The organism is Massilia sp. S19_KUP03_FR1 (assembly GCF_036688685.1).
In the GTDB taxonomy this organism is placed as follows: Bacteria; Pseudomonadota; Gammaproteobacteria; order Burkholderiales; family Burkholderiaceae_D; genus JALYUM01.
In genome coordinates this window covers 241,535-256,833 of sequence record NZ_JAQQPS010000002.1, presented here as the reverse complement: position 1 = coordinate 256,833, position 15,299 = coordinate 241,535, and the positions used below count along the sequence as shown (strand labels likewise).

Here is a 15,299-nt window from a genome sequence, read left to right as displayed (position 1 = left end):
AAAACTTGTGTTGTCAGCGCCTGTGACGGCGCGATCGATCGCGCCAGCGTTAATCGCCCTGATAAACAGCCAGGCCGCCGCTGTAATTGCCGAATTTGGTGTACTGACCGATCCAGGTCAGGCGAATCGCGCCGATCGGGCCGTTACGCTGCTTGCCGATGATGATTTCGGCAGTGCCTTTATCGGGCGAGTCCGGGTTGTAGACCTCGTCGCGATACAGGAAAATAATCACGTCGGCATCCTGCTCAATTGCGCCCGATTCGCGCAAGTCGGACATCACCGGCCGTTTGTTGGGACGCTGCTCAAGCGAGCGGTTCAGCTGCGACAGTGCAATCACCGGGCAATGCAATTCCTTGGCCAGACCTTTTAAACTACGCGAAATTTCGGAAATCTCGGCAGTGCGGTTGTCCCCGGCTTTCGAGCCTGTCATCAGTTGCAGGTAATCGATAATAATCAGGCCGAGCTTGCCGCACTGGCGCGACAGGCGGCGCGCCCGCGCGCGCAGCTCGATCGGGTTCAGGCCGGCCGTTTCGTCGATGTAGAGCTGCGCATCGTTCATTTTCTGGATGGCGTGCGTCAGGCGCGGCCAATCCTCGTCGTTCAGGCGGCCGGTACGCAGGCGGTGCTGGTCGAGCTGGCCGACCGAGCCGAGCATACGCATGGCCAGCTGGGTGCCGCCCATCTCCATCGAGAACACGGCCACCGGCAAGCCGGCTTCGATGGCGACGTTTTCGCCGATATTGAGCGAGAAAGCGGTTTTACCCATCGATGGACGGCCCGCGACGATGACCAGGTCGCCCGGCTGCAGGCCCGAGGTCATGCGGTCGAGGTCGATGAAGCCGGTCGGCACACCGGTGATTTCACTCTGGTTGTCGCGACTGTAGAGCTCGTCGATACGCTCGACCACTTGGGTCAGCAGCGGCTGCACCGGAATCCAGCCCTGGGCGCCGCGCGAGCCCTGCTCGGCGATGGCGAAGATCTTCGATTCCGCCTCGTCCAGCATTTCCTTGACCTCTTTGCCCTGCGGATTGAACGCGTTGCCGGAAATTTCGTCGGCCACCGTGATCAGTTTGCGCAGGATGCCGCGGTCGCGCACGATCTCGGCATAGCGGCGGATATTCGCCGCCGACGGCGTATTTTGCGCCATCGCGTTCAGGTATTGCAGCCCGCCCACTTCTTCGGACTTGCCGAGTTGGGTCAGCGCTTCGTACACGGTGATCACGTCGGCCGGTTTGCCGCCGTTGATCAGGCGAATGACTTGTTCGAAGATGATGCGGTGGTCGTAACGGTAGAAATCATCGGCGTGCATGAAGTCGGCGATACGGTCCCACGCTGCATTATCGCGAAGCAAACCTCCTATAACGGATTGTTCGGCTTCAATCGAATGCGGTGGAATGCGGAGGGAATCGACTTGCGGATCTGCGGGGGCGTTCATGGGCGGCATTATACCGCCTCCGGGTAGACCGAAGTCGCAATCGCGAGATAATTGCTGAGAAGAAGGTAACTAATTGGCAATGGCCGCGAATCGCAGAGCGAAAAAAAGCCGGGCAAGCCCGGCTTCTTCGCTACTGCGTGTGAAACAAGCTTACGCTTGCTCGCCCACGACAGCGATGGTGATTTCAACAACCACGTCGGTGTGCAGAGCAACTGCAACCGGGTGCTCGCCAGTGGTCTTCAACGGACCGGTTGGCAGACGCACTTGCGCTTTTTCGACAGCGAAACCTTGCTTCGTCAACGCTTCAGCGATGTCGGAGTTGGTGACCGAACCGAACAGACGGCCATCAACGCCGGCTTTTTGGCCGATGGTGACAGTCATGCCGCTCAGTTTTTCGCCTTCGGCTTGCGACGCGCTCAGTTTTGCAGCGGCGACTTTTTCCAACTCGGCGCGCTTGACTTCGAATTCGGCAACAGCCGATGCGGTGGCGCGGCGGGCCATGCGTTGTGGGATCAGGAAGTTACGTGCGTAACCGTCCTTGACTTTCACGACGTCGCCCAGGTTGCCGACGTTGACTACTTTTTCTAACAGAATGATTTGCATAGTTCTCTCCAGGATTATCTGACTTGGCTAAATATCGTTGCCGATATTAAGCGTGGTGCAGATCGGTGTAAGGCAGCAGCGCGAGGTAGCGAGCGCGCTTGATGGCGGTGTCAACCTGGCGCTGGTAGTGCGCCTTGGTGCCGGTCAGGCGGGCTGGCATGATCTTGCCATTTTCCTGGACGAAGTCTTTCAGGGTGTCGACGTCTTTGTAGTCAACTTGTTCCACGTTTGCTGCGGTGAAGCGGCAGAATTTCTTACGCTTGAACAGTGGGTTCTGTTGTTTGCGCTTCTCTTTGAGCTTGAGCTTGTTTTTGTCGAACTTTTTACCGAATGCCATTTGAGGCTCCTGTATCTAAATGATGCGTCGCCAGTTTAATCAGGCGGCGGCACTGAAATCAATGATGTGAAACACCAGGGCTTTGCTGCTGCGATTCTTCTTTGCTACAAATCCCGTGAACTGATGCACTGCGCCCAATTCAGCCCGTGAAAACCGCCCGGATATTTCCCCTGCGGCCAACGCTGCCATTTCAAACTCGACCAGTCGTTCCACCCCTGCTTCGACCTGTTGCGAACTGTGCGACAGGGTGGCGGACACGATGGGCACGCCGGCCGGGGTATAACGCAATACGTCGCGCTCTAAAATGGTGGCTACAAACTGAAGCTGGTTCACTGCCTTGCTACGAGATTGCTGCTTGAATTACGCTGCGGCTGGCGCCGGCGCTGCGACAGGAGCCGGGGCTGCTGCGGCTGGTGCCGATTCCGAGCGGTGGCTCTTGGCTGCGTCTTCACGCTGTACCGACTTCATCATCGGCGAAGGAGCCGTTTCGGCTTTCTTCAGTTTGACGGTCAGGTGGCGCAGCACGGCATCATTGAATTTGAAGGCGGTTTCCAACTCGACCAGGGTGTCGTTGTCGCATTCGATGTTCAGGCAGATGTAGTGCGCTTTAGGCAGCTTCTGGATCGAGTAAGCCATCTGACGACGGCCCCAGTCTTCGACGCGGTGAATGTTACCGCCGCGTGCAGTGACGCTGGCCTTATAACGTTCGATCATCGCCGGGACTTGCTCGCTTTGGTCCGGGTGGACAATAAAAACGATTTCATAGTGACGCATTCAGTACTCCTTGAGGACGTTTAAACAAATGCCCACCTCGGCGTCAAGACGAGTGTGGGAAGGGAAAGCCGGCGATTATAACCCGGATGGGGACTTTGGGCTAGTGATGATGTTGCACAATATCCTTCGGCAACCTGCCTCAGCACGTCATCCTCGCGCAGGCGAGGACCCATAGCATGCCGCCGGAAGCCATCAACTGTGTGACTTCGGCAGCGTGTTATAGGACCCCGCCTGCGCGGGGGTGACGGTGGAAACCGTTTATTGCACAGAGTGTGAAAAAAAGCCACGAATTCCCTTGCATTGCCCGAAATACTGTACAAAAATACAGTCTGTCCATATAACCAGTCTTTAGCCCCATGATCAAGCTCACTGCACGGCAGGAACAAATTCTGAATTTGATCCGCGAAGCCATCGAAAACACCGGCTTTCCCCCGACCCGCGCCGAGATCGCCCGTGAACTGGGCTTCAAATCGGCCAACGCGGCCGAAGAACACCTGCAAGCGCTGGCCCGCAAGGGCGCGATCGAAATCGCCCCCGGCACCTCGCGCGGCATCCGCCTGATCGGCGCTTCCGTGGAAACGGTCGCGATCGTCCCTGCCGCCATCATGATGGCGCTGCCGCTGGTCGGGCGCGTGGCCGCCGGTTCGCCCATCCTGGCCCAGGAACATGTGGAGGCGACCTACAACGTCGATCCAGCCATGTTCGCGGCCAAACCCGACTTCCTGCTGAAGGTACGCGGCTGGTCGATGCGCGACGCCGGCATCATGGACGGCGATTTGCTGGCGGTCAAAAAAGTCGACAGTGCCAAGAACGGCCAGATCGTCGTGGCGCGCATCGGTGACGACGTCACCGTCAAGCGTTACCGCAAGACGGGTTCCCTGGTCGAGCTGCTGCCGGAGAACCCCGACTTCAAAATCATCCGGGTTGACCCGGAAGACGAGTTCGCGCTGGAAGGGCTTGCTGTAGGGCTAATGCGCAGCTGGAACTGAGGCGTGCGTGACGACATCACGCTCTACGGCGCACGCGCATCGGGCCATGCCTTCAAGGTGCGCGTGTTGCTGGAAATGGCGCAGTTGCCGTACACATTTCACGAGATCGACCTGAGCCAGGCGCGCGCCGCGCGGCCCCAGGCGTTTCGCAATTTATCGCCACATGGCGAAGTGCCGGTGTTGTTGCACAACGGGCGCATTTACGCCCAGTCGAATGCGGTCCTGCTGCACCTGGCGGCGCACAGCGGCGTACTGGAAGGCGAGACTGCCGCCTTGCAGGATGGCGTAAGCCAGTGGCTGTTCTGGGAAGCAAACCGGATCGGCTTTTCCCTACCGAACCTGCGGCACGCAGTGCGCGGCGGCGGCGTCGATGCGGCGGTTATGGCGATGCTGCGCGAGCGTTGCAATGCAGATATTTCACGCATGGATATCGAACTGGCGGATGGCCGGGATTTTATCCTCGGCGCCGCGCCGACCATCGTCGACCTGTCGATGAGCGCCTACCTGTTCTGGGCTGACCAGGCACAGGTCGCGCTGCCGCTGCATGTGGCCGGATGGATCCAGCGCATCAGCGAGCTGCCAGGCTGGCGCCATCCAGACAGCTTCTACGCTTGATGTCCGTGAAGGCATCACCGAAGTCGGCCAGTGAATCACGCGCCACATCAGGCCGGCAAATAGTGCATTTGCTGGCGTAGCCATGCCAGGAAAGCGACGCGGCGCGGATCGGTCTCGAACGGTCGCGACGACAGCAGGAAGTACGCGGACCCGTCGCGCATGAAGCCGAACGGCGCAACCAGGCGTGCGCTGCCAATCTCTTCCTGCGTCATGAAGACCGAGCCGATCGCCACGCCCAGACCGGCACAGGCAGCTTGCAGCGACAGATAGAAATGCTCGTAGGTCTGGCTGCCGCTATGGCTGGCGCTCGTGGCGCTGACGCTGCGCCAGTTTGGCCAGGCGCTCTTGCGCGACGCCGTGTGCAGGATTTTTTGCGCGGGCAGATCGAGCTGGCGCCGTTTCAGCAGCGTCGGCGCGCAGACCGGTCCCACCCATTCATCGCACACCTTTTCCGCATGCAGCTCCGCGCTCCAATGAAAGTCGTTGCGGCGCAAGGCCACGTCGACCCCGTCGCGCTGAAACGCCACCGGGCCACCCGACGCAAAGATGTGCAGCGGCACCTCCGGATAGCGCCGCGCAAAATCACCCAGCCGCGGTATCAGCCATTTCATCGAAATCGTCGGTTCGCATGACACCACCAAGGGCGCCTGCCGCGCAGGCTCACGCAATGCCTGCACGGTCGCGTCGATCCGTTCGAACGCGTCCTCGGTCACGGCGCGCAAGCGCTCGCCCTGCGCCGTCAAAAACACGCCCCGGTTGCGGCGCTCGAACAATGCAATGCCCAAGGTCTGTTCGAGCAGGCGGATCTGGCGACTGACCGCGCCATGCGTCAGGTTCAGCTCGTGGGCGGCTTTGACGAAACTGCCAAGCCTGGCGGCGGCTTCAAAAAAACGCAGTGTGTTGAGCGGTATTTGCCTGGCCATCCGTCAGTTTTTCTCACGCGTTATGGAGACGATACATCGCTATTCAGCCCCCGGCATTATATCCATAATTTGTCGCCAGAAAGATTCCCCGAAATTGTATCGGCGGGGCGCGCGCAATTGCCACTACTAACGAAGGAAAGAACCATGACCGAGCTCGTTGCTGTTGCACTGATTACTATCCTGGCCACCATCAGTCCGGGTCCGGATTTCGCGATGGTGACGCGAAACAGCTATCTGTATGGCCGCAATGCCGGGCTGCTTGCCGCGCTCGGCATCGCGCTCGGTGTGCAGGTCCATGTGTTTTACACGATATTTGGCATTGCTTTGATCAGCGCGCATTCACCCTGGTTATTCACCGTGATTAAAATAGCCGGCGCCCTGTATTTGATCGTCATCGGATGGAAGACGTTTTCCAATCAATCGAAACTGACCATCGACCTGCACGCCGACAGCACGGTATCGCCCATTACATTGCTCAGTAATGGTTTTCTGACCAACGCATTGAATCCGAAGACGACGCTGTTTGTCGTCAGCACCTACACCCAGGTCGTGCAAGCGGCGACGCCATTGCCGATCCAGTTCGGCTATGGCTTGTTCATGTCGGCTACCCACTTTTTCTGGTTCGCGCTGGTCGCGCTATTTTTCTCGCAACACGCGTTTCGATCCCGCATGGTCAATCACCAGAAGGTGATCGACAAATTGATCGGCGCGCTTTTAATGGGGCTGGGCGTATCGCTTGCGTTTGCTAACCTGAGCCGTTGAAGCAGCGCGGGGTGTGGTCGGCCACGGCAAGATCTTGCGCGCCGTCGGGAAATGGCGCAGCAATTAAACGTCGAGCGCGGCGCCGAAATCGGCCAGCAAATCGGCCGTCTCTTCAATGCCCACCGAAACCCGGATCAGCGACTCAGCGATGCCCATGCTGGCGCGCCGTTCGGCGCCCATCTCGAAGAAGATGGTGTGCGCCACCGGAATGACCAGCGTGCGCGTGTCACCCAGGTTGCTGGCCGGAATACCCACCGTCAGCCGGTTCAGGTAATCGAAGCAATTGATCCCGTCTTTCAGTTCAAAGCTGAACAGGGATCCGCTGGCGCGGAACAGTTTGCGCGTCAAATCATGCTGCGGGTGCGACGCCAGGCCGGGATAATGGACCGCCGCGACCCGGTCGTCCGCTTCCAGCATCTGCGCCAGCGCCAGCGCATTCGCACAGGTACGCTCCATGCGCAGCGCCAGCGTTTCGGCGCCCACGGCAATCTGGTGCGCCGCGTCCGGGCTGAGCGACGCGCCGAAATCGCGCAAGGCCTTGGCACGCAGCTGCGCCATGCCTTGCTGGCTGGCCGGCTGCTTGCGGAAATTCGGCGCGATGTTCGGGTAAGCGCTCCAGTCGAACAGGCCGGTGTCGGTCAGGCTGCCGCCCAGCGCCATGCCGTGGCCGCCAATCGACTTGGTCAGCGAATTGATGACGATGCCGGCGCCCACCGTTTTCGGGCGGAACAACCAGGGCGTGGTCATCGTGTTGTCGACCACGTACAGGATGCCGCGCTCGCGGCACAGTTCGCCGATGCGGACCAGGTCGGCCACCTGGGTGCGCGGGTTGGCGATGGTTTCCACAAACACCATGCGCGTGGCCGGCGTGATGGCGGCCGCCACGTTGGCCACATCGGTGGCATCGACAAAGGCGACATCGACGCCCTGCCCCGCCACCGTCTGCCACAGGCTGTTGGTGTTACCGAACAGGAAGGCGGACGACACGACCTGGTCCCCAGCGCGCAGCAGCGCCTGGAACAGCGCGCCGATGGCTGCCATGCCAGTGCCGAAGCACAGGCTGGCCACGCCGTCTTCCATCTTGCTGATCTTGTCTTCCAGTGCCGACACGGTCGGGTTGCCCTGGCGACCATAACGGAAGCCCGGCTCCTTGCCCTGGAACACTGATGCCAGCTGGCGCGCATCGTTGTAACCGAACGCGACCGACGTGTGCACCGGCTTGTGCAGCGAGCCGTGCTCGATCACCTTGCGGCGGTCGTTGTGCAGGATCGTGGTGGTAAAACCATAATGCAGTTTTTCCGGCATCTCATTTACTCCGCAGTGGCAATCGCCGCATTCAGATTGAGCTGGGTGCGCACGGTATCTTCCGGCAGCGCCTTCTTTGGATTATGACGGGCATTTTCCAGGCGATCCAGGTATTCCGGCGTTACGTCGCCGGTCACATAAATGCCGTCGAAACACGATGCTTCGAAACTCTGCAGCACCGGATTCACGTCCGAAATGGAGCGTTTCAGGGCATCGATATCCTGATACACCAGGCGGTCGGCAGTAATTTCGCGGCACACTTCGTCGGTGCTGCGGCCGTAGGCGATGAGTTCGTCGCGGGTCGGCATATCGATGCCATACACGTTCGGGAACAGCACCGGCGGCGCGGCGGATGCGAAAAACACATTGCGCGCGCCGGCTTCGCGGGCCATTTGCACGATTTCGCGGCTGGTGGTGCCGCGCACGATGGAGTCATCCACCAGCAGCACGTTTTTGCCCTTGAATTCGGAACCGATGGCGTTCAGTTTCTGGCGCACGGATTTGCTGCGGATGGCTTGCCCTGGCATCAGGAAGGTGCGGCCGATGTAGCGGTTCTTGATAAAACCTTCGCGGTATTCGATGCCCAGTTTCAGCGCCAGTTGAATCGCGGCCGGACGGGACGAATCGGGAATCGGCATGACCACGTCGATTTCGCCGGTGCGAAATTCGGCGCGGATTTTATCGGCCAGGTATTCGCCCATTTTCAGGCGGGTGGCGTACACCGAGGCGCCGTCGAGAATCGAATCCGGGCGCGCCAGGTAGACATATTCGAAGGCGCAGGGATTGAGCGACGGGTTGTCGGCGCACTGGCGTGCGTGCATGACGCCATCGTTATCGATGAACACGGCTTCGCCCGGCGCGACATCGCGCAGGAAACGGAAACCAATGCCTTCCAGGGCCACCGATTCGCTGGCCACCATGTATTCGGTGCCGCTGTCGGTTTCGTTGACGCCGATGCACAGCGGACGAATGCCGAACGGGTCGCGGAATGCCAACAAGCCATGGCCGGCGATTTGCGCGACCACGGCGTAGGCACCCTTGATGCGGCGGTGCACCACGTTCATCGCTTTAAAAATCGATTCCGGATCGAGCGACAAACCGGTGGTGGCTTCCTGGATTTCGTGGGCCAGCACGTTGAGCAACACTTCGGAATCCGAATCGGTGTTGATGTGGCGGCGGTCATTGCGGAACATCTCGAGTTTCAGTTGTTCCTGGTTGGTCAGATTGCCGTTGTGCGCCAGCGTGATGCCGAACGGCGCATTCACGTAGAACGGCTGCGCTTCTTCTTCGCTGGACGAGCCTGCGGTCGGATAACGGCAGTGGCCGATGCCCGAATTGCCTTGCAGCGCGCGCATGTTACGCGTGCGGAACACGTCACGCACGAGGCCGTTCGCCTTGTGCATGGAAAACATGCTGCTGTGATTCGTTGCAATACCTGCTGCATCCTGGCCGCGGTGCTGCAACAGCAGCAATGCGTCATACAACAGTTGATTGACGGGTTGGTGAGATACGACGCCGACGATGCCACACATGGTGCACTCCTAAAAGCTGGGACGGACAAAAAAATAAAGCGAATCGAATAAATCTAATAACGAACGTACTGCGCCAGGGCAGCAGGCAGGAAGGGTTTGAGGGTGCGCGCACCGGATTCGGCCAGTGGCGAGAGCAGCGCGTCTTTCCAGAAAGCCTGTTTCGGGATCGCGGTCATCCCACACAATATGACGACGGCGAGCACAATTACAATGCCGCGCGCCAATCCAAATAAACCGCCGAGGCCGCGGTCGGCCAGCGACAGGCCGGTGGCCGAGACCAGCGCGCCGATCATCATCGACGCCAGCCCCATCAAAATTCGTACGCCCAGAAACAGCGCCACATACGCCACCATCAGGCGGCCCGCGTCGCCCGGTATCGCGTCGGGCAACAGCGGCGCCAGTTTCGCGCCGAAGGCATTGGCCACGATGAAAGCGACGATCCAGCCCAGCAGCGACAGGATTTCTTTCACCAGTCCGCGCAAGGTGCTGATGATGACCGATGAAATGAGGACGAACAGCAGCAGATAATCGAAAATCGTCACGCCGGCTCACTTCAATACTGCTTGCGTCATTTTGCCGGGACCATGGTGCCGGGCAGACCCATCGCGCTGAGCTTGGCACGGGTTTTTTCCGCTTCATCCTTGCCGAACGGCCCCACCCGCACGCGGATGACGGAGGCGCCGGATGAAGCGGTGCTTTTTTCGGTGTACGAGCGCAGCCCGGCGCCGGCCAGCCTGGCCTGCAATTCCGTGACTTTTTCCTGGCTGGCTAGGGCAACCACCTGCAGCACGTAGCGCTGCGAAGCGCTGTCGACTGGCTCGTGCGCCACCCTGGCCGGTTTGTCTTGCTTGTCTTCGAGGATGGCCAGGGCCCGCGAACTGTCGGTGCTTTTCGCGGCCAGCGGATGGACATCGTGTTTCTCATCCGGCTTGAGCGGCTTCGGTTTGTCCGGCTTGACCGGCTTGTCCAGCTTTTCTACCTTCTCGACCTTGGCCACTTTCGGCTCGGGTTTCGGTTCCACTTTGACCGGCGCCGGCTCGTCGCGCAGTTCGGTATCGTACTTGGACACCTTGCGCGGGGGCTCCACCCTGGCCGGAGCCGTGACGATCTCTTCGCGCTTGTCGAGGGTATCGGCAGCATCGACCGGCGCGGGCGCGGCCGGCACTGGCAGCGGCGCGGCTGTTTCTTTGGACGGAATCTGGATGGCGATGTCGCCGTTCAAGGGCTTCGGCTCCGAATCGAGCAGCATCGGAATGCCGATGGCAGCGGCCAGCGCCAGCGCGATGGCGCCCACCAGGCGACGGCGCGCGCGCTTTTTCTCGGGCAGCACTGGATCGGGCGCATCCTTGCGACCACGCCCGGCGGCCGCGCCCGCGTTCGAGGCGCGCTTGGCACGGGCCTTCTCGCCGATCGCTTCGTCTTCAGCGCGGGAGAAGTGGCCGTCATCCTGGCCCAGATTCTGGGCCATTTTGTCATGCTTGTTTTTTTTGGAAGAAGAGAACAAGCCCATGCGGTGTATTTTCAGTGAAGAGTGGATTTTCGAGCCGCCATCACGCCGGCGACGGTATAGAACGATCCAAAGACCACAATTCTATCATTCTCCCCGGCACGACTGACCGCGTTTGCAAATGCAGCAGCCGGATCGGGGAACGTGTTGACGGTAAATTCGCCTGGCCTGGCGTCGGATTTGGCGCCGCCCAGCGCCATGTCGGCGATGCGCGCGGCCAGTAGCGCACCGTCGGCGCTGCGCGGCGATGGCAGGTCGGCGAGGCACCAGTGGTCGATATGTTCGAGCATCGGCGTGACGACGCCGGCGATATCCTTGTCTTCCATGATGCCAAACACCGCGTACGTGAACGGATGAAAGCCCATGTTGCCGAGGTTTTGCGCCAGCGTCGCGGACGCATGGGGATTGTGCGCGACGTCGAGGACCACCGTCGGCTGGCCTGGCAAGACCTGAAAGCGGCCCGGCAATTCGACCAGCGCGAGGCCGGTGCGCACTTCCTGGGCGCCAACTGGCAGCGTCAGGCGCAATACTTCCAGCGCGGCCAGTGCGGCCGAAGCGTTAAGCAACTGGTTGGCGCCGCGCAGGGCCGGATAGGCCAGCGAATTGCGGCGCTGGCTGCGCCCGCCGTAGCCCCACTGCTGCTGGTCGCCGGCGTAGTTGAAATCGCGGCCCAGCAGCCACAGGTCGGCGCCAATCGCGGCGGCGTGGTCGATCAGCGACTGGGGCGGTACCGGGTCGCTGCAGATGGCCGGTTTGCCGGCGCGGAAAATGCCGGCCTTCTCAAAACCGATTTTCTCGCGCGTATCACCCAGATAATCCGTGTGGTCGATGTCGACCGAGGTGACGATGGCCACGTCGGCGTCGATCACGTTGACGGCGTCGAGACGCCCGCCCAGACCCACTTCCAGGATCGCCACGTCGATTTCCGTGGTGGAGAGCAGGTGCATGATGGCCAGCGTGGTGAATTCGAAATAGGTCAGGTCGGTGGCGCCGCGTTTTTCTTCGACCACGTTGAAGCTGGCGATCAGGGCTGCATCGCTGGCCATCTCACCGTTGATGCGGGCGCGCTCGTTAAAGTCGAGGAAGTGCGGCTTGATATACAGGCCGACGCGGTAACCGGCGCGCAGCAGGATACTTTCCAGCATGGCGCAGGTGGAGCCCTTGCCGTTGGTGCCCGCTACCATGATGACCGGGACGGAAAAGGCGAGCGCCATGCGGTCCTTGACGGCGCGCACGCGCTCCAGGCCCATGTCGATGTGGGTTTCGGCGTGGCGTGACTCGAGCAGTGCGAGCCAGTCGGGCAAGGTGGTGGGCAACGTTGACATAGGAGGCTCAGAAAATGAAAAAAGCGGCGCAGCGCATTTTAACCGCGCCGCGCCGCTTTCTGTGAGCTTGCTGAACTTATTTAGGCGATCACTTCGACCGGCTGGTTTTGCAGCAGGGCCAGCAGGCGAGCGATTTCTTCGCGCATCTTGCGGCGGTCGACGATCATGTCGACGGCGCCCTTTTGCACCAGGAACTCGGCGCGCTGGAAGCCTTCCGGCAGCTTTTCACGGACCGTGTTCTCGATCACGCGCGGGCCGGCAAAGCCGATCAGTGCGCGCGGCTCGGCAATCACCACGTCGCCCATGAAGGCGAACGAGGCCGAGACGCCGCCCATGGTCGGGTCGGTCAGCACGCTGATGAACGGCAGCTTTTTCTCGGACAGCTTGGTCAGCATGGCGGTGGTTTTTGCCATCTGCATCAGCGACAGCAAGCCTTCCTGCATGCGCGCGCCACCGGTGGCGGTGATGCAGATGAACGGCACTTTCTGCTCCAGCGCGTTTTGCGCGCCACGGGTGAAGCGCTCGCCCACCACCGAGCCCATCGAGCCACCCATGAATTCGAATTCGAAGCAGGCCACGACGCATGGCAGGCTCATGATGGAGCCGCCCAGGACGATCATCGCATCGGTTTCGCCGGTGGCTTCCATGGCCGCTTTCAGGCGGTCCGGGTATTTTTTGCTGTCCTTGAACTTGAGCGTATCGACCGGCAGCGTTTCCTGGCCAATTTCATAGCGGCCGCCGGCGTCCATCAGCGAGTCGAGCCGTTCGCGCGCACGGATGCGCATGTGGTGGCTGCACTTCGGGCAGACATGCAGGTTCGACTCCAGGTCGGAACGGTACAAAACGGCTTCGCACGACGGGCACTTTACCCACAGGCCTTCGGGCATCGTCTTGCGGTTAGCGGCATCGGAGCGCTGGATCCGTGGGGGCAGCAGTTTCTCTAACCAACTCATCTGTTCTCCTTTACGGCAATTCTTAAGTTGGCCGTAGTGTAGCCGCTCACAGGCTGCTTGTCGAATACTGACAATTTTCCACTATCGGTGACATATTTTGCAAAACCCACAGTTGTTAAATTTAAATAAGGTAAATATACTAAGTTTCCTCAGACAAAGACAGGTCTCAAATGACAAGGAAGTATTCTGGATTAACGGCGCTGACAGCGGCACTGGTATTGAGCGCGTGCGGCGGCGGTGGTGGCGATAGCGGGAGTGGCAACACCGGCGTCGGCAACACGCTGCCCGCTGTCCACGCGCCCACCCTGCCGGTGGCAGTGCCCACGCAGCCCACCGTGACTGCAAGCGCCGAGGGTGTGTACGAAGGCAGTCTGTCGGGAGGTCTGTCGCATGTATCGCTGGTCACCGACAGCAACCGCCTGTACTCCATGATCGGCGCAACGACGGGCGGCGTGTTTGGCATCAGTCGCTTTCTGGAGGGCGTTGGCGCCAGCAACAATGGCAGCTTTACCGCCACCGATGTGCGCGAATATGGCGTGACGCCGTCGACGGTCGTCGGCACGTTCGCCGGCACCTATGTTCCGGCGGCCAGCCTCACTGGCATCCTGACGATGGGAAGCACCAGCACTGCGCTCACCGGCACCGCGCTGGCCAATATGAATTACGTCTACAACACCGCAGCGAAGCTCGCCAACATCACCGGTGCCTGGACCTTGCGCGACCTGAGTGGCGCCACGGTCGCGCTGACCGTGGCAGCGGACGGCACATTCACGGGCAACGCCGGCGCCTGTGCCATGAAGGGCAGCCTGACGCCGCACGCGTCCGGTAAAAACCTGTTTATCTTCGCGCTGGTCGCGGGCGCCGCGCCCTGCCCGCGGCCGGATGAGGTGACCACCGGTGTGGCAATCGAATTTAAGGTGGACGTCATGCGCCAGTTGATTGCCGCGGGAAGCAATGTCACCCGCGTGAACGGCACCGCATGGGTCGGCGCGCGCTAAACGGCTAAATCAGGCGGCCTGGTCGGCACCTGCCACGTCAACGGTGGTGTACTCGAAACGCCCCCCCGGCGCGCGGCCACCAGGTCGTAGACCCAGGCGCCAATCAATGAATTTGTTTTCTCATGGGTTCATAGTGGAATGATTGTTGGATTAGCACCAATCTAAACCATCAGATACAGAAACGCCATGCACACCGCAATGCCTGGGGAAATAGCCATCGAACACAAAGTTACAAAACAATGAGGGTCAGAGTCGAATTACTGAGCAATTGTCCAAAATTGCCAATCAATTCGACACTGACCCTATTTTTATAGAAGCAAACTCGACGCTAAAAACACATAGGGTCAGAGTCGAATTGTTCGGAAATTCACAAAATTTCCAATTAAATCGACTCTGACCCTAATTATTGGTTAATGGTTTTTGGTTAATTGCTATCGAGGGCGGTGCGGATGCTGCGCACGAACGTTTCGACGGCGGCGACGGCGCCCTCGGGCGGGGAGTTTTCGATTTCCTGGATGATGCGGCTGCCGATGACCACCGCGTCTGCGACCGCGGCCACCGCCTTCGCCGTCGCGCCGTCGCGGATGCCGAAGCCCACGCCGATCGGTAATTGCACATGTTCGCGGATGGCGGCGACGCGGCGGGCGACGTCGTCCGTGTCGATGCTGCCCGCACCCGTCACGCCCTTGAGCGACACGTAGTACGAGAAGCCGCTGCCCACACGCGCCACCTGCTTGATGCGCTCTTCGGTGGACGTCGGCGCAAGCAGGAAGATCAGGTCGAGGCCATTGGCACGCATCGATTCGGCAAACGCTTCGCACTCTTCGGGCGGATAGTCGACCACGATGGCCCCATCCACGCCGACGTCCTTGCAGCGTGCGATGAAATTTTCCGCACCCATGCGCTCCACCGGGTTGGCGTAACCCATCAGGATGACCGGCGTGGACGGATCGGTCGCCCGGAACACGCGCACCATCTCGAACACGTCGCGCATGCCGACATTGAATTTCAATGCGCGCTCACAGGCGCGCTGGATAACCGGGCCCTCGGCCATCGGGTCCGAAAACGGCACGCCGAGTTCGAGCACGTCGGCGCCCCCGGCAACCATCGCGTGCATCAACGGCACGGTCAGGTCGGGATGCGGGTCGCCGGCAGTGATGAAGGTGACGAGGCCGGTTTTGTGGTGCGCCTTGAGGGCGGCAAAGGTCGTAGCAATTCTGGACATGCGGTGCTTTCTATGA

17 protein-coding genes are annotated in these 15,299 nt (G+C 60.4%); 4 read left to right on the top strand and 13 right to left on the bottom strand.

Going from position 1 to position 15,299, the window contains the following annotated elements:
* Positions 1 to 49 precede the first annotated feature (49 nt).
* The 5 genes from V6M87_RS02850 to rpsF all read right to left on the bottom strand — a co-directional run bounded on the left by V6M87_RS02850 (position 50) and on the right by rpsF (position 3,149).
* Positions 50 to 1,435 (bottom strand): replicative DNA helicase, encoded by a 1,386-nt coding sequence (locus V6M87_RS02850; RefSeq protein WP_332848214.1) that lies wholly within the window; start codon positions 1,433 to 1,435, stop codon positions 50 to 52.
* Between the two features lie 150 nt (positions 1,436 to 1,585).
* Positions 1,586 to 2,038, bottom strand: a complete 453-nt coding sequence (rplI, locus tag V6M87_RS02845) for a 50S ribosomal protein L9 (protein ID WP_332848213.1) — start codon at positions 2,036 to 2,038, stop codon at positions 1,586 to 1,588.
* Between the two features lie 46 nt (positions 2,039 to 2,084).
* Positions 2,085 to 2,375 (bottom strand): 30S ribosomal protein S18, encoded by a 291-nt coding sequence (rpsR, locus tag V6M87_RS02840; RefSeq protein ID WP_008450941.1) that lies wholly within the window; start codon positions 2,373 to 2,375, stop codon positions 2,085 to 2,087.
* A 39-nt stretch (positions 2,376 to 2,414) separates the two neighbouring features.
* The gene (gene priB / locus V6M87_RS02835) at positions 2,415 to 2,708 is read right to left on the bottom strand and encodes a primosomal replication protein N (RefSeq protein ID WP_332848212.1); all 294 of its coding nucleotides are present in this window, start codon (positions 2,706 to 2,708) and stop codon (positions 2,415 to 2,417) included.
* A gap of 27 nt (positions 2,709 to 2,735) precedes the next feature.
* Positions 2,736 to 3,149 (bottom strand): 30S ribosomal protein S6, encoded by a 414-nt coding sequence (gene rpsF / locus V6M87_RS02830; protein ID WP_332848211.1) that lies wholly within the window; start codon positions 3,147 to 3,149, stop codon positions 2,736 to 2,738.
* A gap of 356 nt (positions 3,150 to 3,505) precedes the next feature.
* On the opposite strand from rpsF, the gene lexA reads away from it, so the two are divergent.
* Together lexA and V6M87_RS02820 are read left to right on the top strand one after the other, a co-directional pair.
* Entirely contained in the window at positions 3,506 to 4,138 is a 633-nt protein-coding gene (gene lexA, locus V6M87_RS02825; RefSeq protein ID WP_332848210.1) for a transcriptional repressor LexA, read from the top strand.
* 3 nt (positions 4,139 to 4,141) lie between these two features.
* Entirely contained in the window at positions 4,142 to 4,753 is a 612-nt protein-coding gene (locus V6M87_RS02820) for a glutathione S-transferase family protein (protein ID WP_332848209.1), read from the top strand.
* Between the two features lie 47 nt (positions 4,754 to 4,800).
* Here the strand turns inward: V6M87_RS02820 and V6M87_RS02815 are convergent, their stop codons facing one another.
* Positions 4,801 to 5,676 carry a LysR substrate-binding domain-containing protein gene (locus V6M87_RS02815; protein WP_332848208.1) on the bottom strand — a complete coding sequence of 292 codons (876 nt, stop codon included), beginning with the start codon at positions 5,674 to 5,676 and terminating at the stop codon, positions 4,801 to 4,803.
* Between the two features lie 144 nt (positions 5,677 to 5,820).
* Here V6M87_RS02815 and V6M87_RS02810 point away from each other — a divergent pair, with 144 nt between their 5' ends.
* Positions 5,821 to 6,438, top strand: a complete 618-nt coding sequence (locus tag V6M87_RS02810) for a LysE family translocator (RefSeq protein WP_332848207.1) — start codon at positions 5,821 to 5,823, stop codon at positions 6,436 to 6,438.
* Positions 6,439 to 6,501: 63 nt separating this feature from the next.
* Here the strand turns inward: V6M87_RS02810 and V6M87_RS02805 are convergent, their stop codons facing one another.
* The 6 genes from V6M87_RS02805 to accD all read right to left on the bottom strand — a co-directional run bounded on the left by V6M87_RS02805 (position 6,502) and on the right by accD (position 13,060).
* Positions 6,502 to 7,743, bottom strand: coding sequence for a cystathionine gamma-synthase family protein (locus V6M87_RS02805; protein WP_332848206.1), 1,242 nt, complete (start codon positions 7,741 to 7,743; stop codon positions 6,502 to 6,504).
* A gap of 5 nt (positions 7,744 to 7,748) precedes the next feature.
* Positions 7,749 to 9,275: an amidophosphoribosyltransferase gene (purF, locus tag V6M87_RS02800; protein WP_332848205.1), complete on the bottom strand. Its 1,527-nt coding sequence runs from the start codon at positions 9,273 to 9,275 to the stop codon at positions 7,749 to 7,751.
* A gap of 53 nt (positions 9,276 to 9,328) precedes the next feature.
* On the bottom strand, positions 9,329 to 9,817 hold the full coding sequence (locus V6M87_RS02795) for a CvpA family protein (protein WP_332848204.1): 489 nt from the start codon (positions 9,815 to 9,817) through the stop codon (positions 9,329 to 9,331).
* 26 nt (positions 9,818 to 9,843) lie between these two features.
* Positions 9,844 to 10,743 (bottom strand): SPOR domain-containing protein, encoded by a 900-nt coding sequence (locus V6M87_RS02790; RefSeq protein ID WP_332848203.1) that lies wholly within the window; start codon positions 10,741 to 10,743, stop codon positions 9,844 to 9,846.
* Between the two features lie 53 nt (positions 10,744 to 10,796).
* Entirely contained in the window at positions 10,797 to 12,107 is a 1,311-nt protein-coding gene (gene folC / locus V6M87_RS02785; RefSeq protein ID WP_332848202.1) for a bifunctional tetrahydrofolate synthase/dihydrofolate synthase, read from the bottom strand.
* A gap of 80 nt (positions 12,108 to 12,187) precedes the next feature.
* Positions 12,188 to 13,060 (bottom strand): acetyl-CoA carboxylase, carboxyltransferase subunit beta, encoded by an 873-nt coding sequence (accD, locus tag V6M87_RS02780; RefSeq protein ID WP_332848201.1) that lies wholly within the window; start codon positions 13,058 to 13,060, stop codon positions 12,188 to 12,190.
* 170 nt (positions 13,061 to 13,230) lie between these two features.
* Here accD and V6M87_RS02775 point away from each other — a divergent pair, with 170 nt between their 5' ends.
* Positions 13,231 to 14,058 carry a hypothetical protein gene (locus tag V6M87_RS02775; RefSeq protein ID WP_332848200.1) on the top strand — a complete coding sequence of 276 codons (828 nt, stop codon included), beginning with the start codon at positions 13,231 to 13,233 and terminating at the stop codon, positions 14,056 to 14,058.
* 424 nt (positions 14,059 to 14,482) lie between these two features.
* On the opposite strand, the gene trpA is transcribed toward V6M87_RS02775, so the two are convergent.
* Positions 14,483 to 15,283: a tryptophan synthase subunit alpha gene (gene trpA, locus V6M87_RS02770; RefSeq protein WP_332848199.1), complete on the bottom strand. Its 801-nt coding sequence runs from the start codon at positions 15,281 to 15,283 to the stop codon at positions 14,483 to 14,485.
* Positions 15,284 to 15,299 lie beyond the last annotated feature (16 nt).